At 41.7% G+C, this 23,184-nt stretch carries 19 protein-coding genes; 7 read left to right on the top strand and 12 right to left on the bottom strand.

The window, feature by feature from the left end; all coding sequences use genetic code 11:
* Nucleotides 1-747: 747 nt before the first annotated feature.
* Nucleotides 748-984, bottom strand: coding sequence for a 50S ribosomal protein L28 (rpmB, locus tag AC5JL8_RS12400; RefSeq protein WP_495880081.1), 237 nt, complete (start codon nucleotides 982-984; stop codon nucleotides 748-750).
* A 219-nt stretch (nucleotides 985-1,203) separates the two neighbouring features.
* Entirely contained in the window at nucleotides 1,204-3,192 is a 1,989-nt protein-coding gene (htpG, locus tag AC5JL8_RS12395) for a molecular chaperone HtpG (RefSeq protein WP_495880080.1), read from the bottom strand.
* Nucleotides 3,193-3,412: 220 nt separating this feature from the next.
* Between htpG and AC5JL8_RS12390 the strand changes: the two genes are divergently transcribed.
* Nucleotides 3,413-4,480, top strand: a complete 1,068-nt coding sequence (locus AC5JL8_RS12390) for a glycosyltransferase (protein WP_495880079.1) — start codon at nucleotides 3,413-3,415, stop codon at nucleotides 4,478-4,480.
* A complete protein-coding gene (locus AC5JL8_RS12385) occupies nucleotides 4,477-5,649 on the top strand; it encodes a glycosyltransferase family 4 protein (protein ID WP_495880078.1) in 1,173 nt (390 codons plus the stop codon). The genes AC5JL8_RS12390 and AC5JL8_RS12385 overlap by 4 nt, the downstream gene beginning before the upstream one ends.
* Here the strand turns inward: AC5JL8_RS12385 and AC5JL8_RS12380 are convergent.
* The 3 genes from AC5JL8_RS12380 to gloA all read right to left on the bottom strand — a co-directional run bounded on the left by AC5JL8_RS12380 (nucleotide 5,621) and on the right by gloA (nucleotide 9,742).
* Complete coding sequence (locus AC5JL8_RS12380; RefSeq protein WP_495880077.1) at nucleotides 5,621-5,869, bottom strand: hypothetical protein; 249 nt, start codon at nucleotides 5,867-5,869, stop codon at nucleotides 5,621-5,623. The genes AC5JL8_RS12385 and AC5JL8_RS12380 overlap by 29 nt on opposite strands.
* 152 nt (nucleotides 5,870-6,021) lie before the next feature.
* The gene (clpB, locus tag AC5JL8_RS12375) at nucleotides 6,022-8,691 is read right to left on the bottom strand and encodes an ATP-dependent chaperone ClpB (protein WP_495880076.1); all 2,670 of its coding nucleotides are present in this window, start codon (nucleotides 8,689-8,691) and stop codon (nucleotides 6,022-6,024) included.
* Between the two features lie 619 nt (nucleotides 8,692-9,310).
* A complete protein-coding gene (gloA, locus tag AC5JL8_RS12370; RefSeq protein WP_495880075.1) occupies nucleotides 9,311-9,742 on the bottom strand; it encodes a lactoylglutathione lyase in 432 nt (143 codons plus the stop codon).
* Nucleotides 9,743-10,016: 274 nt separating this feature from the next.
* Between gloA and eno the strand changes: the two genes are divergently transcribed.
* Nucleotides 10,017-11,306 carry a phosphopyruvate hydratase gene (gene eno / locus AC5JL8_RS12365; protein ID WP_495880074.1) on the top strand — a complete coding sequence of 430 codons (1,290 nt, stop codon included), beginning with the start codon at nucleotides 10,017-10,019 and terminating at the stop codon, nucleotides 11,304-11,306.
* Between the two features lie 202 nt (nucleotides 11,307-11,508).
* Here the strand turns inward: eno and argC are convergent, their stop codons facing one another.
* Entirely contained in the window at nucleotides 11,509-12,567 is a 1,059-nt protein-coding gene (argC, locus tag AC5JL8_RS12360) for an N-acetyl-gamma-glutamyl-phosphate reductase (protein ID WP_495880073.1), read from the bottom strand.
* 459 nt (nucleotides 12,568-13,026) lie between these two features.
* Here argC and ribBA point away from each other — a divergent pair, with 459 nt between their 5' ends.
* Complete coding sequence (gene ribBA, locus AC5JL8_RS12355; RefSeq protein WP_495880072.1) at nucleotides 13,027-14,841, top strand: bifunctional 3,4-dihydroxy-2-butanone-4-phosphate synthase/GTP cyclohydrolase II; 1,815 nt, start codon at nucleotides 13,027-13,029, stop codon at nucleotides 14,839-14,841.
* An 87-nt stretch (nucleotides 14,842-14,928) separates the two neighbouring features.
* Here ribBA and AC5JL8_RS12350 read toward each other — a convergent pair whose 3' ends face one another.
* The 3 genes from AC5JL8_RS12350 to AC5JL8_RS12340 all read right to left on the bottom strand — a co-directional run bounded on the left by AC5JL8_RS12350 (nucleotide 14,929) and on the right by AC5JL8_RS12340 (nucleotide 17,974).
* Nucleotides 14,929-15,789: an N-acetylmuramoyl-L-alanine amidase gene (locus AC5JL8_RS12350; protein ID WP_495880071.1), complete on the bottom strand. Its 861-nt coding sequence runs from the start codon at nucleotides 15,787-15,789 to the stop codon at nucleotides 14,929-14,931.
* Nucleotides 15,790-16,039: 250 nt separating this feature from the next.
* Nucleotides 16,040-16,651 (bottom strand): hypothetical protein, encoded by a 612-nt coding sequence (locus AC5JL8_RS12345; RefSeq protein ID WP_495880070.1) that lies wholly within the window; start codon nucleotides 16,649-16,651, stop codon nucleotides 16,040-16,042.
* A 615-nt stretch (nucleotides 16,652-17,266) separates the two neighbouring features.
* On the bottom strand, nucleotides 17,267-17,974 hold the full coding sequence (locus AC5JL8_RS12340) for a diacylglycerol/polyprenol kinase family protein (RefSeq protein ID WP_495880069.1): 708 nt from the start codon (nucleotides 17,972-17,974) through the stop codon (nucleotides 17,267-17,269).
* A gap of 49 nt (nucleotides 17,975-18,023) precedes the next feature.
* Here AC5JL8_RS12340 and yidD point away from each other — a divergent pair, with 49 nt between their 5' ends.
* Together yidD and AC5JL8_RS12330 are read left to right on the top strand one after the other, a co-directional pair.
* Nucleotides 18,024-18,260, top strand: coding sequence for a membrane protein insertion efficiency factor YidD (yidD, locus tag AC5JL8_RS12335; RefSeq protein ID WP_495880068.1), 237 nt, complete (start codon nucleotides 18,024-18,026; stop codon nucleotides 18,258-18,260).
* A 262-nt stretch (nucleotides 18,261-18,522) separates the two neighbouring features.
* On the top strand, nucleotides 18,523-19,230 hold the full coding sequence (locus AC5JL8_RS12330) for a M15 family metallopeptidase (RefSeq protein ID WP_495880067.1): 708 nt from the start codon (nucleotides 18,523-18,525) through the stop codon (nucleotides 19,228-19,230).
* Between the two features lie 8 nt (nucleotides 19,231-19,238).
* On the opposite strand, the gene AC5JL8_RS12325 is transcribed toward AC5JL8_RS12330, so the two are convergent.
* The 3 genes from AC5JL8_RS12325 to AC5JL8_RS12315 all read right to left on the bottom strand — a co-directional run bounded on the left by AC5JL8_RS12325 (nucleotide 19,239) and on the right by AC5JL8_RS12315 (nucleotide 22,179).
* Entirely contained in the window at nucleotides 19,239-19,712 is a 474-nt protein-coding gene (locus AC5JL8_RS12325) for a TspO/MBR family protein (protein WP_495880066.1), read from the bottom strand.
* A gap of 89 nt (nucleotides 19,713-19,801) precedes the next feature.
* Nucleotides 19,802-20,275, bottom strand: coding sequence for a TspO/MBR family protein (locus AC5JL8_RS12320; RefSeq protein WP_495880065.1), 474 nt, complete (start codon nucleotides 20,273-20,275; stop codon nucleotides 19,802-19,804).
* Between the two features lie 284 nt (nucleotides 20,276-20,559).
* Nucleotides 20,560-22,179 (bottom strand): RecQ family ATP-dependent DNA helicase, encoded by a 1,620-nt coding sequence (locus tag AC5JL8_RS12315; protein ID WP_495880064.1) that lies wholly within the window; start codon nucleotides 22,177-22,179, stop codon nucleotides 20,560-20,562.
* 155 nt (nucleotides 22,180-22,334) lie between these two features.
* On the opposite strand from AC5JL8_RS12315, the gene AC5JL8_RS12310 reads away from it, so the two are divergent.
* A complete protein-coding gene (locus AC5JL8_RS12310) occupies nucleotides 22,335-22,904 on the top strand; it encodes a DUF3611 family protein (RefSeq protein WP_495880063.1) in 570 nt (189 codons plus the stop codon).
* Nucleotides 22,905-23,184: the final 280 nt, after the last annotated feature.

Raw genomic sequence — 23,184 nt, 5'->3', positions numbered from 1 at the left:
CCAGTGAAGTGATGTAAATATATTTTGTGTTGGAGTTTTCTTAATAGCCTGAAATTATCAAACTATCAATGCCAAAGTCCAGGTTGATGTTTATGTAACAGCTGTATGTTTGCTCAATGGCAAATTAAGTAGTTACACAACGAAAAACAATTGATATAGGTACTGTTCGTTTATAGCATTATTGAAACCTTACCTTTAAACTGGAAAATACTGAAATTGTGTAAAGTTTTAACTTAATAAAGAAAAAAAGTTTTTATATCTCCAGTAATCTTATTTAGAATAATGTTACTTTGCGCCTAGATAGATTCTCAATAGAATTAACTAATAAGGAAAAATGTGCTTCTTTCATTTGCTTATATTTTGCACTTACACCCTAGAAGGGTCAGGATCAACAAACAAAGCCTGCCTACGCAGGCTAAAAATGAATACGGTTCAATTAAGGAACGAAACCTAAAATTTTCGGGGTTTGTTAGGTTTCACTTCGTTCAGCCCAACCTTCTATCTAGGTACAAAATAACATCAACAATTAAAAACCTCCCCGGAATGAGGAGGTTGCTGGAGCAAATATTTTCTTACAGGTTAATACTGAGGAATTAAGTTTGCTAGTCTATACCTTGTTCAAAAGTTTATAGGACTTACGCACTCAAGCCTGAAACCTTGATCCCCCCTAACCCCCCTTCAAAAGGGGGGAACGTCTAAAGCCCCCTTTTGAAGGGGGTTGGGGGATCTGAGTGCGTAAGTTCTAGTTTAGTAATGATTCAAATTAATTCCTGCTTCTTTTGCCATTGCTTCTATACCTTTGGTTTCTAAGGTTTTGATTGCTTTGGTAGACAGCTTGAGTCTTACCCAGCGATTGCCAGTTGGCCACCAAACACGCTTGTCTTGCAGATTTGCATGTTGAAGGCGTTTGGTACGGCGGTGAGAGTGAGAAATTGCAAAGGCGTTATTTGCCTTTTTACCAGTTAGTTCACAGCGACGAGACATAACAAGTAGCTCCAGATGACTATTTGAATACAACCTTTCTATTTTAGTCCCTTAGTACAGCTTTGCTTAAACGCAGAGGCACACGGTGAACCGGCGCTGCGGGAGGGTTTCCCTCCGCAGGCGACTGGTGTTAGCGCAGCGTTAGCGAGCTTTGCGAGCCTTGCGAGCCTTGCGAACGCCACCCGAAGGCAGGAAGGCACAAAGGTACACAGAATGTTTTTACTTGCTGGCTTGTTCTGTGAGTTTAGTAAGTACTTCGTTTGAGCGTTCAACAAAGGATTTCATCCCTTCAGCGTCAAATCCTTTTTGGGACATTAAGGCTAAATCGTAGACGTGTTGGCAAATCATCGTCGCTAAATGATCTGTAGATGACTGACCATCACCCTGAATAATACTACCTTGGTTAAGGTTGGCGAGATTTTGAATCAGGGGGTGAGCAGTATTTACCAGCAAAATGTGGTCTTCGGGAAACTCTGCTGTCTGCTGTTGCATCATGGCGTTCATGTCTCGCAAGCGGCGGAGAATCTCTGGTAGTAACACCATTGCTGGCGGTGTTCCTTGGGGATTGTCAGATTTTAAAGCTTCAGTGCGGATATTGAGTCTAGGTTTATTGAGGGCTTTCTCAAATAGCTCTTTAATAACCTCACTTCTGGTTTTGTTGGTTTTAGGATCAACAATTTCCCCAGCCTTATCTTTATCCAGTAGGGTATTATCCAAGTCGGAATCTACCCGTGTGAATTTGACATCATTATATTCCCGCTCTAGGAAGTTAATGAAATGGGTATCGATGAAGGAGTCCATAAATAGGACTTCTAGGCCTTGACTTTTATGTAATTCTACATAGGTTGCTTGTGTTGCTTCATCGGTGCAGTAAAACACCTTGTTTTCGTGGCGTTCTTTATTGCGTTCTAAATACTCCTTCAGCGTGGTGTAAAGAGTGCTGAGTGCTGAACCCTCAGCGCTGGGTGAAGGTGGAGTAACATCTTGCCAAACATCCCCTTCTGAAGACTGTACTTCAACGGTTGGAGTCTCAGCAGGTTTTTCGGTAAGTTTCGCAGTGGTGCGGAAGATGATAATATCTTCGACTTGCTTTTTAAATTTCTCGTCGTTGAGAACACCAAATTTAATAAAAGTGCCGAGGTCTTTCCAGGCGCTAATGTATTGTTCGCGGTTGTCGCGGTAAAGTTCTTTGAGGCGATCGCCTACTTTTTTGGCAATGTAGTCGCCTATTTTCCGCACAGTGCGATCGCCTTGCAATGCGCTACGCGATACGTTCAAAGGAATATCGGTGCTATCAATTACCCCCCGCATTGGCATGAGAAATTGCGGGATAATTTCTTCGCAGTTATCGCTAACAAAAACTTGATTGCAAAAGAGCTTGATTTGCCCTTTTGTCACATCAACATCGGGCTTCATTTTGGGAAAATATAAAATCCCGTTGATAATAAAGGGATAATCAGTATTTAGATGTACCCACAATAGCGGCTCTTCCTGAAAAGGGTACAGGTAGCGATAAAACTCTAAATACTCTTCCTTACTCAGGTTACTGGGAGACTCTCGCCAAGGTGCTTTTTGTTTATTTAATACTTCACCTTCCAGTTTGATGGGGACTGGCATGAAGTCGCAGTAGGTCTTGACAAGATTCTTAATGCGTGCTGATTCTAAAAATTCCTCTTCTTCAGCTTGCAGAGTGAGGGTAATGGTAGTACCGCGAGTTGTGCGGGGTGAATCTACTAAGGTGAATTCTGGAGAACCATCACAACTCCAGTGAACAGCTTGCGCTCCTTCTTGATATGAGAGAGTATCAATTTCGACTTTTTGCGCCACCATGAAGGAAGAGTAGAAACCTAGACCAAAGTGACCGATAATTGGTTGGTCTGATTTGCCTTGATATTTGTGAATAAATTCTTCAGCGCTAGAGAAAGCAACCTGATTGATGTATTTTTTCACTTCCTCTGCGGTCATCCCGATACCATTGTCAGTAATGGAAAGGGTTTTTTTATCTTTATCGATGGCAATTTGAATTTCTGGTTCTCCAATCTCACCCGTAAATTCCCCTGCGCGGGATACCATGTTCAGCTTTTGGATGGCGTCTACAGCGTTGGATACCAGTTCCCGTAAGAAGATTTGGTGATCGGAATAGAGAGACTTCTTGATAATTGGGAAAATATTCTCGGTATGAATACTGATGGTGCCTTGTTCTAGCATAACTCTAGTTTAATAAAATTTGCCTACTGGGAATTTTAAGAGCATAATAGTGGCGATCGTTTGCCCGATCAAGGTTTGTTTACACCATATTACTGATGCGGATTTCCCTACTCGTTTATAGTAGCGGGGAAACAGTGATAGCGAAGCCGACAGTTCGTAAAGTATCTCGTAAAGAAGTATCGCACAATCATTAATGATTGAATTAAATAGGTAATTTTTGATGAAAATTATTGCCTGGCCAGCATTTAAAACTAAGTACAAAAATCCCTATAACTGGCTATTGTATTCACATATACTTGAACAGGGCGTGATAGTTGAAGAATTTACTTTTAGTAAGCTTTTTCGCCAACACTATGATATTTTTCATTTGCACTGGCCAACTGAAACTATATTGCGTCACCCTAAATCAGTTGTGGCTCTTTTGCGGGCAATTACACTATTATTAGCTATAAATTGGGCTAAGGTTAGGGGGACAAAAATTATTTGGACTATTCACGATGAGTATCCTCATTCTCTATTACATCCTCAACTAGCGGATTGGTTTCAGTCGAAGTTCATTAAGCAGGTGGATGGTTGTATTAGTCATAGCAAAATGGGTAAAGAATTAGCAGAAAAAACTTTTCCTAGTTTGCAATATATTCCTCATAGCGTTATTATTCATGGTCATTATCGGCAGATTTACCCTAATAAAATTACTCGTGAAGCAGCTAGATCAAATTTAGATATTCCTCCTAATTATCATTTACTTTTATTCTTAGGATATATTGACTACTACAAAAACGTTCCTCATTTAGTGCAGGTTTTTCGAGAGTTAGATCCCGCTGCTTGGATATTGTTGATAGCAGGTAAAATTGAAGCTCCAGAGCTAGGTACTCAGATATCGAACTTAGCAGGTAATGATTCCAAGGTAAAATTGCGTTTCTCTTTTATTCCTGATGAACAATTACAAATATATTTCCATGCAGCTGATTTAGTAGTATTACCTTTTCAAGAAATTTTGAACTCAGGTAGTGCAATACTTGCTTTGTCTTTTGATTCTCCTATATTAGTGCCTGATAAGGGTTCAATGAAAGAACTACAAGAACTGGTGGGGGTAGAGTGGGTGAAATTGTACTCTGGAGAGTTGACTACAGAAGTTTTGGCTACAGCCTTAGATTGGGCTATTCAAGGAGAGCGATCGCTACAAGCTAATCTAGAGAATTTAGAATGGCAAGTTTTAGCCAAGAAAACTATCCAATACTTTGAAAATATTTGTACTAAAAAAAATCACAGCAAATGTAGTTTATGAAAATTGCTTATGTTACGACTTATGATGTCCAAAATCCTGCTAGTTGGCCCAGATATCATGGCGGTAATTATGGCGCAAGTAATTTTATTGCTAAAACATTAACAAATCAAGATATTTTTATTGACTATTTAGGGCCACTACAAAATAATTTGACTTGGTTAACCAGAAGTAAATGGTTATTTTATCACCACTTATTTAAAACAGATTACTACAATTGGGTTGAACCAATTGTTTGTCAAAATTATGCCAAACAGATAGCCCAAAAATTAGCTCATTTGGATAGCGATATTATTATTTCTCCAGAAGGAGCAACCCCTACTGCCTACCTAGAATGTCAGCAGCCAATAGTTTTGTGGATAGATACAACCTTAGCAGAGTTAATTAATTTTTTTCCTTATCTGAGTAATCTTTGCCAGGAAACTAAAAATAACATTTATAAAATAGAAAAAGCTGCATTGGAAAAATGTAAATTACTTATAGTTACCTCAGAATGGGCGGTGGAAACTGTAGTTAAAACTTATGAAATAGATAGGTCAAAAATTCGTGTAATACCTAGAGGGGCCAATATAGAAATCAAGCCAGAAAGAACATTTTCAGATATTAGAAATTTAGTTAAATCAAGGGTCAAAACAACATGCAAATTACTTTTCTCTGGTGTATTTTGGCATAGAAAAGGTGGAGATATTGCCCTCGCAGTAACTAAACAATTAAACAAAATAGGTTTTGAAGCAGAATTAACAATTATAGGATGCCAACCTGTTTCTGAAGAACCATTACCAAGTTTTGTGAAGCCATTGGGATATATTAATAAGTCTACACCCGATGGGTTATCTCGGATGCGTAAATTGATAGGTGATTCTCATTTTCTGATGTTACCTACTAGAGCAGATACTAATCCTCATGTTTTGGTAGAAGCAAACGCTTTTGGTGTACCTTGTTTAACAACAAAAATAGCAGGGATACCAACTGTAATTAAAGATGATATTAATGGGAAAACTTTTGCTGTTGATGCACCAATTGAAGACTATTGTAATTATATAGTTCACTATTTAACTCACTACCACGAATATGAACGATTAGCTATGTCATCATTCAATGAGTATTTATATCGTCTTAACTGGGAAGTTGCTGGTAGTACAGCTAAACAGTTACTTTTAGAGATGCTTTAAAAAATAAAACGGGCTGGGGAAGGTGGGGCCCCCTCTGGGGATAAGGGGTAATGGGGATTAGGGATTGGGGATTGGGTAAGAGTGGTGAACCATTACTAGCCGCTGCTATCTTGATTTCTATGCCATGCGATCGCAGTTCTGGGATTAACTCGTTCAGGTTGACTTGAATTCCGCCACATTGATCAGGGAAATAACGAGCAAGAGCTTGAATAATTTTCATAATTGACGCCTCCAAGACGGTCAATTTGCTCTTGCTATTTTATTCACTGTATTCTTTATTACCCAAATATAGTAAATGCTATATGTACTGAGTTAAAAGTGCTTCCGTACTCAGCACTTTTAACTCAGCACTGTTTAGGTGATGTATTGAGTTCACGACTCAGGTGATGACCCCAACAACTTAACAGTATTTTGCGCGGCTGATACCTTAACAAGCATTTTTTTGCTAAAAGTCAGCCCGTTTTCTCCCTTGTCAATGTAAATTGTGTCTCCAGAGATAAAGGTATTCTCCAATAACTTGGTGGCAATGGGGTTTTCGATTTCTCTCTGTATAGCCCGTTTCAAGGGGCGTGCGCCATAAACTGGATCATAGCCTGCCTCTACAAGGTAGTCACAGGCAGGTGCAGAAATATCAAAAGAGATTTTTTGCTCTCTGAGAAGATTTTCTACTCGCTTAAGTTGAATGCGGATAATATGCCGCATTTCTGAACGGCTGAGGGTGTGGAAGAGGATGATGTCATCGACACGGTTGAGAAATTCTGGGCGGAAGTGCGATCGCAGGGCATCTGTCACCCGGCTCCGCATCAATTCATACTTACTATCATCGCCAGACACATCTAAGATATATTCACTGCCGATGTTACTAGTCATTACTATGACGGTGTTGCGGAAATCTACTGTTCTGCCTTGCGAGTCAGTAATTCTACCATCATCTAACACTTGTAATAAAATATTGAACACATCTGGATGTGCCTTTTCTACTTCATCCAATAGCACGACTGAATAGGGATGACGGCGAACCACCTCGGAAAGTTGACCACCTTCTTCATAACCAACATATCCTGGAGGCGCTCCTACAAGGCGGGAAACCGAGTGTTTTTCCATATACTCGGACATATCTAGGCGCACTAGTGCATCATCAGAATCAAAGAGAAACTGAGCTAAAGCACGGGCTAGTTCGGTTTTGCCTACACCTGTGGGACCCATAAACAGAAATGAACCAATCGGGCGGCCGGGGTCTTTCATTCCAGCACGGGCGCGTCGAATTGCCGCTGCTACGGCTGCTACGGCTTCTTGTTGTCCAATGACTCGTTGATGCAAATGGCTTTCTAGTTGCAGCAATTTTTGCCGTTCTGACTCTAGTAGGCGATTGACAGGGATTCCTGTCCACTTAGCGACGATTTCGGCAATATCAGCTTCGGTGACTTGTTCCCTAAGTAGAGTCGAACCTGCGCTTTGAATTTCTAAAAGTTCCGCTTCTTTGGCTTCGCGATCGCGCTGCACTCCCTCCAATTTGCCATACTTCAGCTGGGCAGCTTTATTTAAATCATAGGCTCGTTCTGCTTGCTCAATTTGGACTCGCAGTGCATCTTCTTCTTTCTTTAAGGCACTGATCGCTTCCAATAGCTGCTTTTCACCTTGCCATTGTCCATTTAAATCTTGCTGCTTTTCGGTTAGATTGGCGATTTCATCTTCAATTCGCTGCAAACGCTCTCTCGTTGGCGCAGCCACTTTGTCTTCTCCCGCCAATGACAGCTTTTCCATTTCTAGCTGCATCAGGCGGCGATCAATAGTTTCCAACTCTGCGGGTTTGGAGGTAATCTCCATTTTTAGCTGTGCTGCTGCCTCATCCACCAAGTCAATGGCTTTATCTGGCAAGAAGCGGTCAGAAATGTAACGTGCTGATAGAGTTGCTGCTGCTACCAATGCGGAATCAGAAATTTTAACGTTGTGATGAACTTCATAACGTTCTTTCAATCCCCGAAGAATGGAAATAGTATTTTCCACACTTGGCTGATCGACAAACACTTGCTGAAAGCGACGTTCTAGGGCTGCATCTTTTTCGATATATTTGCGGTATTCATCAAGGGTAGTAGCCCCAATACAACGCAATTCTCCTCTTGCCAGCATTGGTTTAAGTAAATTACCCGCATCCATCGCCCCTTGCTGATTGGAACCAGTACCAACAACGGTGTGCAGTTCATCGATAAATAGAACTATTTGACCGTTCGATTCCGTAACTTCCCGGAGGACAGCTTTTAAGCGGTCTTCAAATTCACCTCGATATTTGGCTCCAGCAATTAAACTCCCAATATCTAAAGAGATGAGCTGGCGGTTTTTTAAGGACTCAGGAACGTCCCCGTTGACCATACGTTGTGCCAAAGCTTCAGCGATCGCTGTTTTTCCTACCCCAGGTTCACCAATTAATACTGGATTATTTTTACTACGGCGGGATAATACTTGGATTACCCGACGAATTTCGTCATCACGCCCAATTACTGGGTCGAGCTTTCCAGCTTTTGCCTGTTCTGTCAAGTCTCTGCCAAATTTTTGTAAGGCTTCATAACGAGACTCTGGACTTTGATCTGTAACCTTTTGGCTACCGCGAACGTTTTTAATCGTAGCTTCTAGTTTGGCGGGTTCCGCGTTAAAACCCTTGAGTAGCCTTCGCCCGATGCGTTCATCATCGGCAAAAGCCAAGAGTATATGTTCTACAGAAATGTAGGAATCTTTCATCCGCACTCTAATTTCCTCGGCGCGGTCAAGCATCACATCTAAACTACGACCGAGGTAGAGCTGATCGCTTTTGCCAACTTTGGGCTGACGTTGGGTAAATGCTTCTAGTTGCTGTTGTAAGCGCAGCGGATCGACCTCAGCTCTTGCGAGAATACGTATTGCTAGACTAGTTGGTTCTTCTAACAGAGCAATAATTAAATGTTCAACGTCTAATTGCTGTTGTTGATAAGCACGGACTATATCTTGGGATTTTACAATTGCTTCCCAGGCTTTATCAGTAAATTTATTGGGATCTGTAGGTTGCATCTTTAGAATTTTTTAGTTTGGAATTTAGATTTTGGGATTTTATTGTAGGAAGTGACGATTGGGGCTGGATAAAGGCACAAGACGCACAAGTTGCGTAGCGATACTCTTATAGCTCTAGCCTAAAATGAAAATGCTGCTACATACTTCAAAGTTGCTAGTTTCCACCCCCCCAATAAATATCCAAACATTCTCGGTATGTATCCGCGTGTATCTGTAGTTGCAATTTAAAATCGGTAATTGCTAATAGCTTGACTCATCATCTATTTTCTAATCTAAAACGAAAACAGCATTCTGGGGTTACTTCGCCAGATGATAATGTTATTGAATCAAACCAATTGCCCAGCTTAGGAAATGTCAGGTGAATTTGTTACTTGATAAATCTTTTATTTTTAGACTTGTTTGGGAAGGATATGGCTAAATAAACCACTATCTATGATTGAATTTGGTTGATTTTTGCCTAGTAATAGCAAATACTACACCAGCATGATCCTTGATAGCGATCGCAATGCCTGACAAACTCAGCCTCTTAGCTTGAAATTAAAATTAAATAGCTCAAAAAAATTTTGGAGTGCAGGCATTGCTTCACGCTTAACTTGATCACCTGTGGGATTATTGAACTTTACTGCGTCACAAGTTTTTCTGATTCCTGTTTAACAGCCGATCCTTGAGTACCTACTTGAATAAGTTCAACTTTATACCCATCTGGATCTTCCACAAAAGCAATTACCGTTGAACCGTGTTTCATTGGGCCTGGTTCGCGCACTACTTTACCGCCACGATTTCGGATTTCTTCACAGGTTGCATAAATATCATCAACACCAATAGCAATGTGACCGTAAGCATTACCCAATTCATACTTTTCTGTCCCCCAGTTGTAGGTTAGTTCTAGAACTGTATTGTCGCTTTCGTCTCCATAGCCAACAAAAGCTAGCGTAAATTTTCCCTCTGGATAATCTTTTCGACGTAACAATTTCATTCCCAGGACATCACCGTAGAATTTCAGAGACTCTTCAAGATTGCCCACTCGTAGCATCGTGTGTAGTAAGCGCATAATGACCTTTTGTTTTTGCTCTGTTGAATAGTTATTTCTGCCAACATTTTACAAGGGGCTGATGGAGGGAGATTGAAGGCATCCTAAATTTATCCACAGGTTTAATCAAACAGTGAATTTAAAAATTGAATTCTAAAATCTTTGAAAATCTTCTTTAATCTCAGCCAACAAAGTCCCCTAAACGCCTATGCTAGCGATTGGGCTAAACCACTGGTCTGGATGCGATCGACCGTAAGAACGCACTCATACAAAGGAAACAAAGGATAAAGAACACATGAGTACAATTCTAGATACTGCTATTGAGGCAATTGTTGCGCGTGAAATTCTCGATTCCCGCGGCAGGCCAACAATTGAAGCAGAAGTGCATTTACTCAACGGTGCTGTGGGACTGGCACAGGTTCCTAGTGGTGCGTCTACTGGCACTTTTGAGGCGCATGAACTTCGGGATCAGGATAAAAGCCGTTACGGGGGCAAAGGGGTGCTGAAGGCGGTGCAAAATGTGAAAGAGGCATTAGCGCCAAAGTTGTTAAACCTGGATGCCCTTAACCAAGAACTGCTAGACCGCACAATGATTGCCCTCGATGGTTCTGCTAACAAATCGAATTTGGGTGCTAATGCGATTTTGGCGGTTTCGCTAGCAGCAGCTAAAGCAGGTGCTGAGTCTTTGGGAATTCCCCTATACCGCTACTTGGGTGGCCCTTTAGCGAATTTATTGCCAGTACCGTTGATGAACGTAATTAACGGCGGTGCTCATGCAGCTAACAACGTGGATTTTCAAGAGTTTATGATTGTTCCCGTTGGGGCGTCTTCTTTTCGAGAAGCATTGCGCTGGGGTGCGGAGGTGTTTGCTACCCTTAGCCAAGTATTGGATGACAAGGGTTTACTGACTGGCGTGGGCGATGAAGGCGGCTTTGCTCCTAACCTAGAGTCGAATCAGGTAGCTTTGGAATTGCTGGTTGCTGCCATTGAGAAGGCTGGTTATAAGCCAGGGGAACAAGTGGCTTTGGCGTTGGATGTGGCAGCTAGTGAGTTTTACAAAGATGGACAATACGTCTACGATGGGAAACCCCATGCCCCTGTAGAGTTTATTGATTATTTAGCGCAACTAGTTGACCAATACCCCATTGTATCAATTGAGGATGGCTTGCATGAGGAAGATTGGCAAAATTGGCAGTTACTAACTCAGAAGATTGGTTCGCGGGTACAGTTGGTAGGAGATGATTTGTTTGTCACTAACGCCACCCGCTTGCAAAAAGGCATTGAGCAAAAAGCTGGTAATGCCATTTTGATTAAGCTCAATCAAATTGGTTCTTTGACTGAAACTTTGGAAACAATTGACTTGGCTACTCGCAATGGTTTCCGGTCAGTTATTAGCCATCGTTCGGGTGAAACAGAGGACACAACGATCGCCGATTTAGCTGTAGCTACCCGTGCAGGTCAAATCAAAACAGGTTCCCTCTGTCGTAGTGAAAGAGTAGCAAAATACAATCGCTTGCTACGAATTGAGGATGAACTAGGCGATCGCGCCCTTTATGCTGGTACGGTGAATTTAGGGCCGAAGTAGAGGCTGGGGATTGGGAATTGGGGACTAGGGACTGGGAATTGGGGACTAGGGACTGGGGACTGGGGACTAGGAAAAAGCAGCTTGTGCAGGGAGCAGGGGAGACAAGGGGACAAGGGGAAAGAACCATGATTAACTCTTGCTCCGTGTCTTCTTTATCCAATACCCAATACCCAATACCCAATCCCTAATCCCCAATCCCGATCTACGGATAAAATCCCAACTTGGGCAACCCCAAGGTTTCATCCCAACCCATCATAAGATTTAAACACTGAATTGCTTGGCCTGCCTGTCCTTTGATTAAGTTATCAATTGCTGACATGGCAATCACACGACCAGTGCGCCGATCCACTTCTAAACCGATATAACAAAGATTACTGCCACTAGCCCATTTGGTTTGGGGGTAAATACCACTATCGCAAATTTTCACCCAAGGAGAGTTACGGTAGAAGGCTGTGAAAATTGTGATCAGGTCATCGCGCACTAAACCGGGATCTCGCAGTGTGGCATATACAGTGGCTAAAATTCCGCGCACCATTGGGATTAAGTGTGGTGTAAATTGAATTGTGACTTCGTGCCCTGCGAGATCGCTGCAAACCTGCTCAATTTCCGGGGTATGGCGGTGACGTCCTACACCGTATGCTGCCAGAGAGTTATCTGCCTCAGCTAGTAAAAAATTGACTTTGGCTTGCCGTCCACCACCGGAAGTACCAGACTTAGCATCGATAATCGCAGTTTCGGGCACAATTAAGCCTTGCTTCAGGAGTGGTGAAAGTGCCAGAAGGCTAGCGGTAGGATAGCAACCAGGACAGCCAACAAGCTGTGATTCGGCAATGCGATCGCGGTAAAGTTCTGGTAATCCGTATACTGCTGTAGCAGCAGTTGTTTGATCGCTTCTTTCAGTGCCATACCAAGTGGTATAGGTTGCCAAATCACTAAATCGATAGTCGGCACTTAGATCTAGTACTTTACATCCTTTTTCTAAGAGTTTAGGTGTAATTTGGCAAGCCAGACCATTTGGTAAAGAGAGAAACACCACTTCACAACGGTGAGCAATGAGTTCTGGTTCTACTGCCTCTATTGGCAGCTTAACTGCATGAGCCAAATGTGGGTAGAGATCCCCAAAGGATTTGCCAGCACTGCTCTCACCGCCTAAATAAACTAGTTCGACTTCTGGATGATCCATCAGTAGTCGTACTAGCTGCACTCCGCCATAGCCTGACGCGCCAACAATCCCAACGGGTACGCGTCTAAATTCGCTCATGATTTGAGATCCTTATCCACTTTTGTTTAATCAGTTCTTAGCTATCAACAATATCAGCGACCAGACGCGTAGCGCACAATCACCACAAACTTAAGCTGGAGGTGACTCCGCACTTAAATAGTAAATAGATTTTACACTTTCAGAAAAAGTCGGTTTTTGAGCTTGCTTCTTCCAAATATATGGAGAAAATGCTGTCCACCGGCTTAGAACGTTGGGAATAGGGTATTGGGAAAATCCCAATTTCGCTAAATACCTCATCCTTTGGGATGGAATGAGCGATCGCGGTATACCCTCGCTGACGGCTTATTACTGCAATTGAGTACTAAGTCCCAATTTTAGGCAGAAATTTTCGCCATGTTATCAAATCATTGCTAGTCTACTTCTCTGCCTTGTAAAGGAGCTACAATCTAAAAGAAGAAATTGTTAAAAAAATTTACTTTTGGAAGCTGGAAATTCTCTGTGTCAAAGCCTAAGACTAGACGGCAGCCGCACGCCACTCCCCTAAACTCTGGCGACCAGAGCACTGGAGTGGCTCCTCAAGTAGGGAAAGCCTTTCAAAAATCGTCTGGGTCGGGAAAGGTTCCCGCAGCATCGACCCAAGACGTTACTAACGTCTCAAACCAACCTTTTAAGTTTGATTCTATTGACGCTGCCTTAGCAGAGTTGAAAGCTGGTCGTGTCATCGTAGTAGTAGATGACGAAAATAGAGAGAATGAAGGTGACTTGATTTGTGCTGCTCAATTTGCTACGCCTGATATGATCAATTTCATGGCGGTGGAGGCAAGAGGGCTAATTTGTCTGGCGATGACAGGCGATCGCCTAGATGAACTAGACTTGCCATTAATGGTGAGTAATATAACAGATACTAACCAAACTGCTTTCACCGTCAGTATTGACGCAGGCCCTGATTTGGGCGTAACTACTGGGATCTCAGCAGAAGACCGCGCTCGCACTATCCAAGTTGCTCTTAACCCAGCTACAAAACCCACAGATTTACGTCGTCCTGGCCACATTTTCCCGATTCGCGCGAAGGCGGGAGGCGTACTGAAACGGGCAGGGCATACAGAAGCGGCTGTAGACTTATCTCGGTTAGCAGGACTATACCCAGCTGGGGTAATTTGTGAAATTCAAAACTCCAATGGTTCAATGGCGCGATTGCCTCAGCTAATTGAGTATGCTCACCTTCACCATCTCAAAATTATTAGTATTGCTGATTTAATCAGTTACCGCCTACAACATGATCGCTTAATTACCCGCGAAACTATTGCCGATCTGCCTACCCAGTTCGGTCATTTCAAAATCTACGCTTACCGCCACACCTTAGATAATTCCGAACACGTTGCCATTGTCAAAGGCGATCCCGCAAGTTTTAAAAACGAGCCAGTGATGGTGCGGATGCATTCAGAATGTTTAACTGGCGACGCTTTGGGTTCTTTGCGCTGTGACTGTCGAATGCAGTTGGAAGCAGCACTGAAAATGATTGAATCTGCTGGTCAAGGTGTAGTGGTCTACCTACGGCAAGAAGGCCGGGGAATTGGATTGATTAATAAGCTCAAAGCTTACTCGTTGCAGGATATGGGACTGGATACCGTCGAGGCAAACGAGCGCTTGGGATTTCCCGCTGACTTGCGAGATTATGGTATGGGCGCGCAAATGCTCATGGACTTGGGCATGAAAAAGATTCGCTTAATTACTAATAATCCTCGCAAGATTGCCGGAGTCAAAGGCTATGGTTTGGAAGTTGTTGATCGCGTACCGCTATTGATTGAGGCTAATGACCACAACTCCTATTACCTGGAAACGAAAGCGAAAAAGCTAGGCCATATGCTGTTGCAGACTTATCTGGTGACAGTGGCGATTCACTGGCAAGATGATCCGCAATTGGTGACAAAACGCTATGAACGCTTGGAGAAATTGCGCCATTTAGCGAAAGATCATCATTTATTGCTCCAAGAAGAAGCGCGTCCGCTAGCGATCGCTTTATTTGACAAGCCATCCTTGACTGTACACTTGGGTTTTGATCAAGCAAAAATTGCTGCCTGTGATTGGTATCAACAAAGCGGTCATCCTTACCTAGAAGCAATCTTCCAAATTTTGGACAAGCTAGCTACTTTGCCTTACATCCAAAAGTTAGAATTTTTGATTTCTTCTGGTAGCGACCCCCTAACTAATTTACAAGTCCAACTTGATCGCCAGACTTTCTTAGCTGATACACTGCCTTCTTCTATATGCGATCGCTTAGAAACTCAAAAAATCTATAGCTTTAGTAAATAAGGCAAGCTAATTCTCTTTAAAATCTCAAGTAAAGACCTAAAGTCTATTTAATGTTTAAGTCTTTACCTGAGATTTTTTGATGTTTACCTAACTGATTGGCCTTAATTGGCGATAAATATTAAGTAAGTTCAGAAACTTGTCAAAATCAAAATTTATTGGATCAACTTTTTGACCAGAGCGATCTACTGCTTGATGAGTAGTAATTCTATCTTCTGGAACTTGACTTTGAGCAATTAACCAAGCAAGAGAATCATATTGAGCTTCTGTATAGCCGCTGTGAGTTTGTTGATTATTATTATTGCCCCAAGCGTCTGGTGGTGTTTCTAAAGAAACGTGGTAAGCAAAGTTATTTACAGACGGTGGCAAATTAGGATTAGTTTTTACGGTTTCCAGCCCGTTGGGGCCATCAAACACTGAGTTACCTGCACCAAAGGCTCGCTTGTCTGGCGGAATTAAATAGACCACAGTTCCATCTAGCTTAATTAAGGAATGATAACTTGCTTGAATATTTTCATTATCATGGGGTGTTTGAAAAAAATGGAGTGCGCTTGATGCAGAATTGCCGGTTTCATGGAGTACGATAATTGGTTCATTATTTACAGGTACGCCATTAATGTCTTTGGGATACCGCTCTCCATAATTGCTTGGGTGTATCTGTGCAATTTCATATTTAGGCTTATAGCTTGCAAAAGCTTGAGTGGTAATGTATTTTGCTGCAACCCGATTCGTTTTAGTTTGAGATTTAAGCATATCCTGAGATTTGCTCTCCGGCTTTTCTACTGATTGGAGTTCCATGTTTGGATATTGAATCCAATTTGTCATCTCTGGATTTGATGCTGTTGTATTATTTTGTAAGTTTTTTGCTTTCCCTGCAAACAGCGCCAAAATGAGAGCGGCGAACATCAGAAAAATTAGCATTACTCTAGTCGCCCAGTCCCTAAATCTCATTTTTTGATACTTATAAAATTTGTAAGATTAATCTTAGTATCTTGATTTTACTGAAAAATAGGCTGTTAGTATACTGTTAACAGTTGGACAATTTTTTTATGGTATCCTCTACCTATGGGGATAATTTTTGTAAGATTTAGGCGTTTTATTTATCTCTCAAGTAGTATTGACGGAAAATTTAATTATTTTAATTTTTAGTAGATTAAATAAAGGTTTGAGTAGGAAATTTTCTATTCTATATTTATAAGATTTATAAGCCGTCCCACTGAAATTCAGCCAACATTAATAAGCATAAAGCCATGAATGCGCCAGTGGTGAGAAACTGCCAAGCTGCAATATAAGGTAGTAAGAAAATTAACAGTAGATGAAGTATACCAGCGAAGATTAGGGCACGCGATCGCACTGCTAAACCAGTACAAATGTATCCGATTGTGCTTAATCCTAACCACAATGCACATAAATTCAGCAGTATCAAAGGCCAACCAAGAAAAATGCCTAAGTCAGTTAATATTAGGCCGCAAAGCATCAGCAGTACCCAACAATATAAGACCCAGCTAACTTGTTTAGACTTTACCCAGTAACTAGTCCAATTAACCATTGCTATGATGCCAATACAGCTAAGGATTGACCACCAAGTAGCTTGTAAACTCCAACTTATCGGGAAAAATTGAGCAGTCCAAAATATTGTAATTAGGAGCAAACTCCAAAATATACAAGCTTGATCTATACAGGTATAAAAAGTTGAATAAAGTTTAAGTTTACCAACTTGCCAGTTAATGTACCAAATTCCTTCTAGTTCTTGAATTTCTACAGATGGCTGCTTGCGACGCAGAGGCGGATTTGAATAATTAAAAAAAGTCATTTAAAAAACTTAATTTTTTAACAGTAAATTATTGTATTTGTTTTATATATAAATTCATTTGCGCCTTTATCTACTCTCTCTTTAGTGTTAAACTTAGCTATTTTATAATCTCTATTTGGTTGTAATTCTGTGGTTATTTTTACGGAAAAAGTACAATCAATATAAATAGTCCCAAATGAAGAAGATTCCTTCCGTGGGCTAATTTTAGATTCCAAAATCACAACTTTTTTTGAAATTGCAACACTATAACAGGTGCAGATTTCTTTTTTTCAGCTAACTGAGACTAGAGATTAGCTTTATCTCTTATCTAATACTCATCTAAAGAGATGGTAAAAAGATTATGCTTATCTTACCAATGCAGTATTTTTAGCTAAAAGTATTGGCTAATACCGTTTATTTTTGAAGCTGTGCTAAAGCCTGTTTCGGTAGTAGGTTGGCAGCATTGCTTAAAAGCAACTTTTAATTTTGCCTATGTATATTGGATTGGTAGAAGTTGAGCTTTGTGTTTAAAAAACTTAACTAATAAACTATTAATGTTCTTAAAATTTATTGGGAGTTGAGATTGTAATTATTGCTAATTTTTAATTTTTACTATTGTCAATTCATTGAGTTACATCAAAGTAGCTGAATTAGTGTATATGCCAGGGCTGCGCTACCTAAAGGAACTGTGAGATTATCAATTCCTAAAAACGAAAAGGCTTCTAAACCCGTAGCCACCAATGCAACTAGCAATGATATTACCCAAGTTTGCCAAATATTCCCTTGCACACCGAGTAAAACTAAACTACTGGCGAGATAACTAGCAAGGGCCATCGTCAAGGAGCCTTCCCAGCTTTTTTGCCCCCCGAAGACTTTATACTTATGCTTACCAAAGCGTTGCCCAATCAAAGCGGCTAGTCCATCTCCCCATGTCATCACTAAAATTCCTAGCGCTGCGTACTGGGGTTGTTGCACATACCAAAAGTAGGCAACTAAAATGCCGAAACTGACAGAGTAAAAAAAGGTTCCCAAACTTTGACGGCCAACACTATTAATTCCAGGGAGAATTGGTAGGCGGTAAGACAATAAGGTTACAGCGCTCGCTAAAATTGAGGCTGTAATGCCTACGCTTGCAGGAATATCCAGCCACCAGGCGAGCAATATTACATTACCAGTGCCAATATGAACTACCTTTCGTACAACTTCTGGGTCATTCTTGGCAAAGCGATTAATCCCCCATGCGATGATCAGAATGAGTAATACCCAAATCGCAACGATGGCAATTTTTAGCCATAAAGGGGGAATTGACTCTAAACCGGGAAATTTACTTAATAAAGATGCCACTAGGAAATTTGAGTCTTTGTTACTACTTTATTAGATTTGGGTTACTGCTATGAAATTATTATTGATTTGGCTGATTCGGGGCTACCGAATGTTTATTTCGCCGTTGTTTCCGCCAACTTGTCGTTTTCAACCAACTTGTTCGATGTATACCTTGCAAGCAGTTGAAAGATTTGGCCCTTGGCGTGGTGGCTGGATGGGGATTCGACGCATCTTGCGCTGTCATCCATTTCATCCAGGTGGTTATGATCCAGTACCAGAGGTTGTAGACAAAGTAACGGATAAGTAGCAGTCATAAATTAAATGGGCATGGGGCATTTAATTATCTACATCAATATTGGTCGAAGTAGTATTTTCAAGTTAGAACTCATGTAATAAATTACAAAACGATCGCGTTAAAATTTTTATTCCTTCTGGCCTCTGCCTTATTTTCAAGACAGCCCCCCACAGGAAAATCCCACAACTAAGGCATGAAAATCAATATTTAATGCCCAATGCCCGATGCCCAATTCCCAATTCCCAATTCCCAATTCCCATTTTAAAACTAGAAGATGAGACCTTATCATCAAATACCGATTGTCGAGTGTGGTGAACCCTTGGTGGAGATTCCTTTAAAACTATTTGCGGTGGAATCTCCCCATCCTTATGAAAAACTCGGTGCGCCTTATGGTGAACACTCTCCTTATTATCTGCGGCAAAGTGTGATTGACCGTTTGATCGCAGCACAAAATTATCTGCAACTATTGCACCCTAACTGGTACATTCAAATCTTTGATGCCTATCGCCCAGTAGCTGTGCAGCAGTTTATGGTAGATTACAGCTTTGCAGAGGCGCTACAGCAGAGGAGTTTAATTGAGGCGGAGTTATCACCCAACCAACGCCAAGAAATTTGGGAGTTGGTTTATCAAATTTGGGCTGTACCCAGCTTGGATGAAAAAACTCCCCCTCCCCATAGTACGGGTGCAGCAGTAGATGTGACGCTGGTAGATGATACAGGGCAAATCGTAAATATGGGTTCGCCGATTGATGAATTGTCAGAGCGATCGCTTCCCGATTACTATGCCAATAGTGAGTACCCAGAGGCAAAACAGTATCACAGCCAGCGTCAGTTATTACAAGATGTTATGTTAAAAGCGGGATTTCAACGTAATCCCAGAGAATGGTGGCATTTTTCCTATGGCGATCAAATGTGGGCTTGGTTGAATAATCAATCTCATCCAGATAATTCTTTCACAGCCCGCTATGGACGTTTGTTATAGGTGCGATGCTACGCATCTTCAGGATTTAGTTGTCTCAACTCGTCAGTTGTGTAGGTTCCAACAGGATACCAAACTAAATAAGGAACGAGCAAAAGTGCTGCCCAACCAGAAATTGGTGCAACACAAACAGTGAGAATAGCACCGAAAATTATCCCGACTAGCCCAACTACCTCTCCTGCTTTGAGACTGCGTAACCTCAGCATTAAAGGTATGTAGGCGACGGTGATAATTTCTACTAAAATGTACAATCCCATTAGCAGCCAAGTAATAATGCTTCCTGGGTTTTTTTCCCAGACAATATTAGCTGAAGCAGCACCGCAAATAAAAATTACAGTCCAAATTACGGGAATTAATGGCTCAAAAATTAGCCATCGGGGGCGGCTTAACAATGCGAACCATTTGACATCACGAGGTGTGATGAAAAAGCTTCCCAATGCGATTATGAATGTTACAGCCCCAATCACCATCCAAGATTGAATCATGCTGTTCACCCTTAAGAAGGCTTGTACAATGCAAGTTTGGCAATTTAAGGTATAAGTTTAATCAGTCGCTGGTGAGAATCTCTGGTTAATTAAGCGTCTTGAGGATTGAGCTTAAGCATCTCCCAAGTGGTATAAGTACCAATTGGACTCCATAGTAAATAAGGCACTAATAATAATGCTGCCCAAGCAGAGGTACGTAAGACTGCAAGTGTTAGTAAAAGACCGACAATAAAGCCTGTGCCACCAATAATCGTACCAACCTTGAGACTGCGAAGCCGGAACATGACAGGCGTGTAAGCAATAGTCACAATTTCTAGAAGTAAGTATAAACCCATGAGCAACCAAGTATTAGTAGTTCCAGGGCTGCTTTCCCAAATAATATAAGCTGACCAAGCACCACAAATAAAGATTACAGTCCAGATGATGGGAATTGCTGGTTCAAAAATTAGCCATCTGGGTCTTCGCAATCGCTCAAACCACTTACGATCGCTGGGTGTAATTAAGTTAGCTGCTAAGGCAACTACGAAAGCTACACCCCCAATTACCAACCAAGATTTAATCATGCCGCCTTATCCTTTGCGATCGCTAGCAATTATCTAAATACCAAGCTATGTACTGCAATATTGGCAATTTGGCGCTGTTTTCTCATCATCCCTGAGTTTGATCACTTGCTATCAGGTGGGGATATTACAGTAAGGGGCATTGGGCAATAGCCAAAGGCTAAGAGTTAATGCTCACTCATCATTTCTTCCCCAGTCCCCAGTCCCCAGTCCCCTTGTCCCTAGTCCCCTTGTCCCTAGTCCCCAGTCCCCAGTCCCCTTGTCCCCAGTCCCCAGCCCCTTTATTTTCAAAGCTGCTTTAACAGTCTCTGCACTAGTTCAATGGCGAGGGTTTTGTAGCCGACTTTTTCAAATAAAACCACCATTTTGTCTGCTTCATAGCGCATTACTTGCCCTTTACCAAAGTGAGTATGAATTACACAGCTATTGATGGGGAATGGTTGAAATGTATCTTCCTCAATGGTGATTCCCGCTTGGCAGTTGTCACAAAATCCGCATTTTTGAGCTAGGGGTTCGCCAAAATAGTTTAGTAAATACTCACGACGACAATCACGCAATTCTGCATAGTTTCGCATCATTTCTAGACGCGATCGCATGAATTGTTGCCGGCGCTGATGTGCTAAGGTGGCTGCTTGTACTGAAGTAGTTTGGTCAACTTCTGCCTCGCTTTTTGTTACCTCACCTGTTGGTAAAACTTCCACAGCGTCTACTTCTTCTAAGCGACTGATAGCTTTTGTGACTTTGCTTTGGGATAAATCTGTTGCTGCTTGTAAATCTTCTACATCAATTGGTTCATCAGCTTGTTGTACTGCTTCCACTACCTGCAACACTTCATCAACATCTATTTTGCCGCCACTAGCTAAAAAGCGGCGGATTTGCAAATCGTCGGGACGGTAAAACAAAATTGCTTGTGCTTCCTCGCCATCTCGCCCAGAACGCCCAATTTCTTGGTAATAGGAGTCCAGAGAATCGCTGATGTCGTAGTGAAAAACAAAGCGCACATTTGGTTTATCTACACCCATACCAAAAGCGCAAGTAGCTACAATTACTTCTGCTTGATCTGCCATGAATGCAGCTTGTACTTGCTCTCGTTCTCCTGTTTTCATGCCAGCATGGTAGGGCAAAGCTTTTATACCTTTCTTCCGCAAAATTGCCGCCAGTTTTTCTGTATGCTTTCGGGTGGCTGCGTAAATAATTCCTGGTTTTTTGGTGGCGCTAACATACTTGAGCAAAGCCTTAAGTTTTTCGGTTTCCTCGTGGAATCTTTCAACACCCAGCCAAATATTTGGTCTGTCAAAACCACGTACAAATATCTGCGCTTCTCGCATCCCCAAGCGTTCAACAATCTCATCCCGAATTAAAGGAGAAGCGGTGGCGGTTAGTGCTAAAACAGTGGGATGACCAAGTGCTGCAATGACTGCACCCAATCGTAGGTAGTCGGGACGGAAATCATGCCCCCACTCACTAATACAGTGAGCTTCATCAACTACAAATAAAGAAGGTTTAGCATCTATCAGTTTTGCTAGGACTTCCTCATTATTGAATTGTTCTGGAGAAAGAAAGAGAAATTCTAGCTGTTGGTGTTCTAAATCAGTAAAGACTTCTTGGCGTTGAGAATTGGAAATAGTAGAGTTGACGGCTGCGGCTGCGGCGATATCCTGTTCGGCAATACTTTCTACTTGGTCACTTTGCAGGGCCAGTAGAGGGGAGATAACTATTGTGACACCGGGAATTAGCAAAGCAGCAATTTGGTAGATTGCAGATTTACCTGAACCCGTAGGCATTACGGCTAAAGTATCGTATCCTTCAAGAATTGCTTTGATAACTTCTTCCTGTCCGGGACGCAAGTGATCGTAGCCAAAGGTTTGTTGAGCAATTTGGTTAATATTTTGCCGCTGTTTAGCCATAAAAAATTAATGCCGCTTTGAGAGTTCCCAGGCCTATTAGTTGCGATTGTATTCCCCCAGATTTTGTGATGTTTCTGTCTGGAGATGGGGGTATGAGGCGTAGTAGTAGAAATATGCTTAGTGAATAGGGATATGGTAATTAGATAAAAAGTAATATGCAAACCGAATCAGAAGTGCGATCGCCAGCACCCGAAATTAAAGGAATTGCTAATACTATTCACTTCACAGGCTGGATTGCCTTTTGGATACAATTGGGACTGGCCGTAGTTTGTGGCATAGCTTTGTTGTTTGCTGCAACTGGTCGTGGTTTTACCGAACAACAGAATGCAGGTCTTGGGGTAGGTATATTTTGGGCCGCGTGTGGAATTGTGGCGCTATTATTTAGTGTCTATTGGGATTTTCGTTACACGCGGATAGGCAAGCGTTTAGCAAATCCTAATCCGGCACTTCATCCTAGTAAGGTAGATACAGTTAGTGCTATTCGGCTAGGAGTGATCGTAGGTTTGGTGGGTATATTATTAACTATTTTGGGTGGTGGTTCAACATTAGGAGTACTGGTAGCAAAATCTATCTCCCAACCTCCAGGAGTAGCAATCACTGACCCTTATAAAATTATTCGAGCGCTTGATGTGTTTGTGGCGGTAGCAAACTTTAATGGAATCGTAGCTCATTTTGTAGGCACTGTCTCTTCACTGTGGCTACTTGAGCGAGTACATCAACACTGATAATAATTCGTAATTAAGGAAGGTCTAACGCACTGTCACAAATAAAGATGGTGCGTTACGCTGTTGCTAATACCAATTCACGAAAATCCTGTAGACATAAATTTTTCGTAGGGGTTTAGCACTGCTAAACCCCTACCCCGCGTATTTGTATCATTATTAAAGTGAAATGATATAACACATTCTACTGGCTGATGAGTCTTTAATACTCGTTAATGAGTCTTTGAGGTGGATGAATGAGTCTTTAATACTCGTGAACGAGTCTTTGAGGTGGATGAACGAG

This window comes from Mojavia sp. (assembly GCF_059505145.1).
This window is presented reverse-complemented; position numbering and strand designations above follow the sequence as displayed.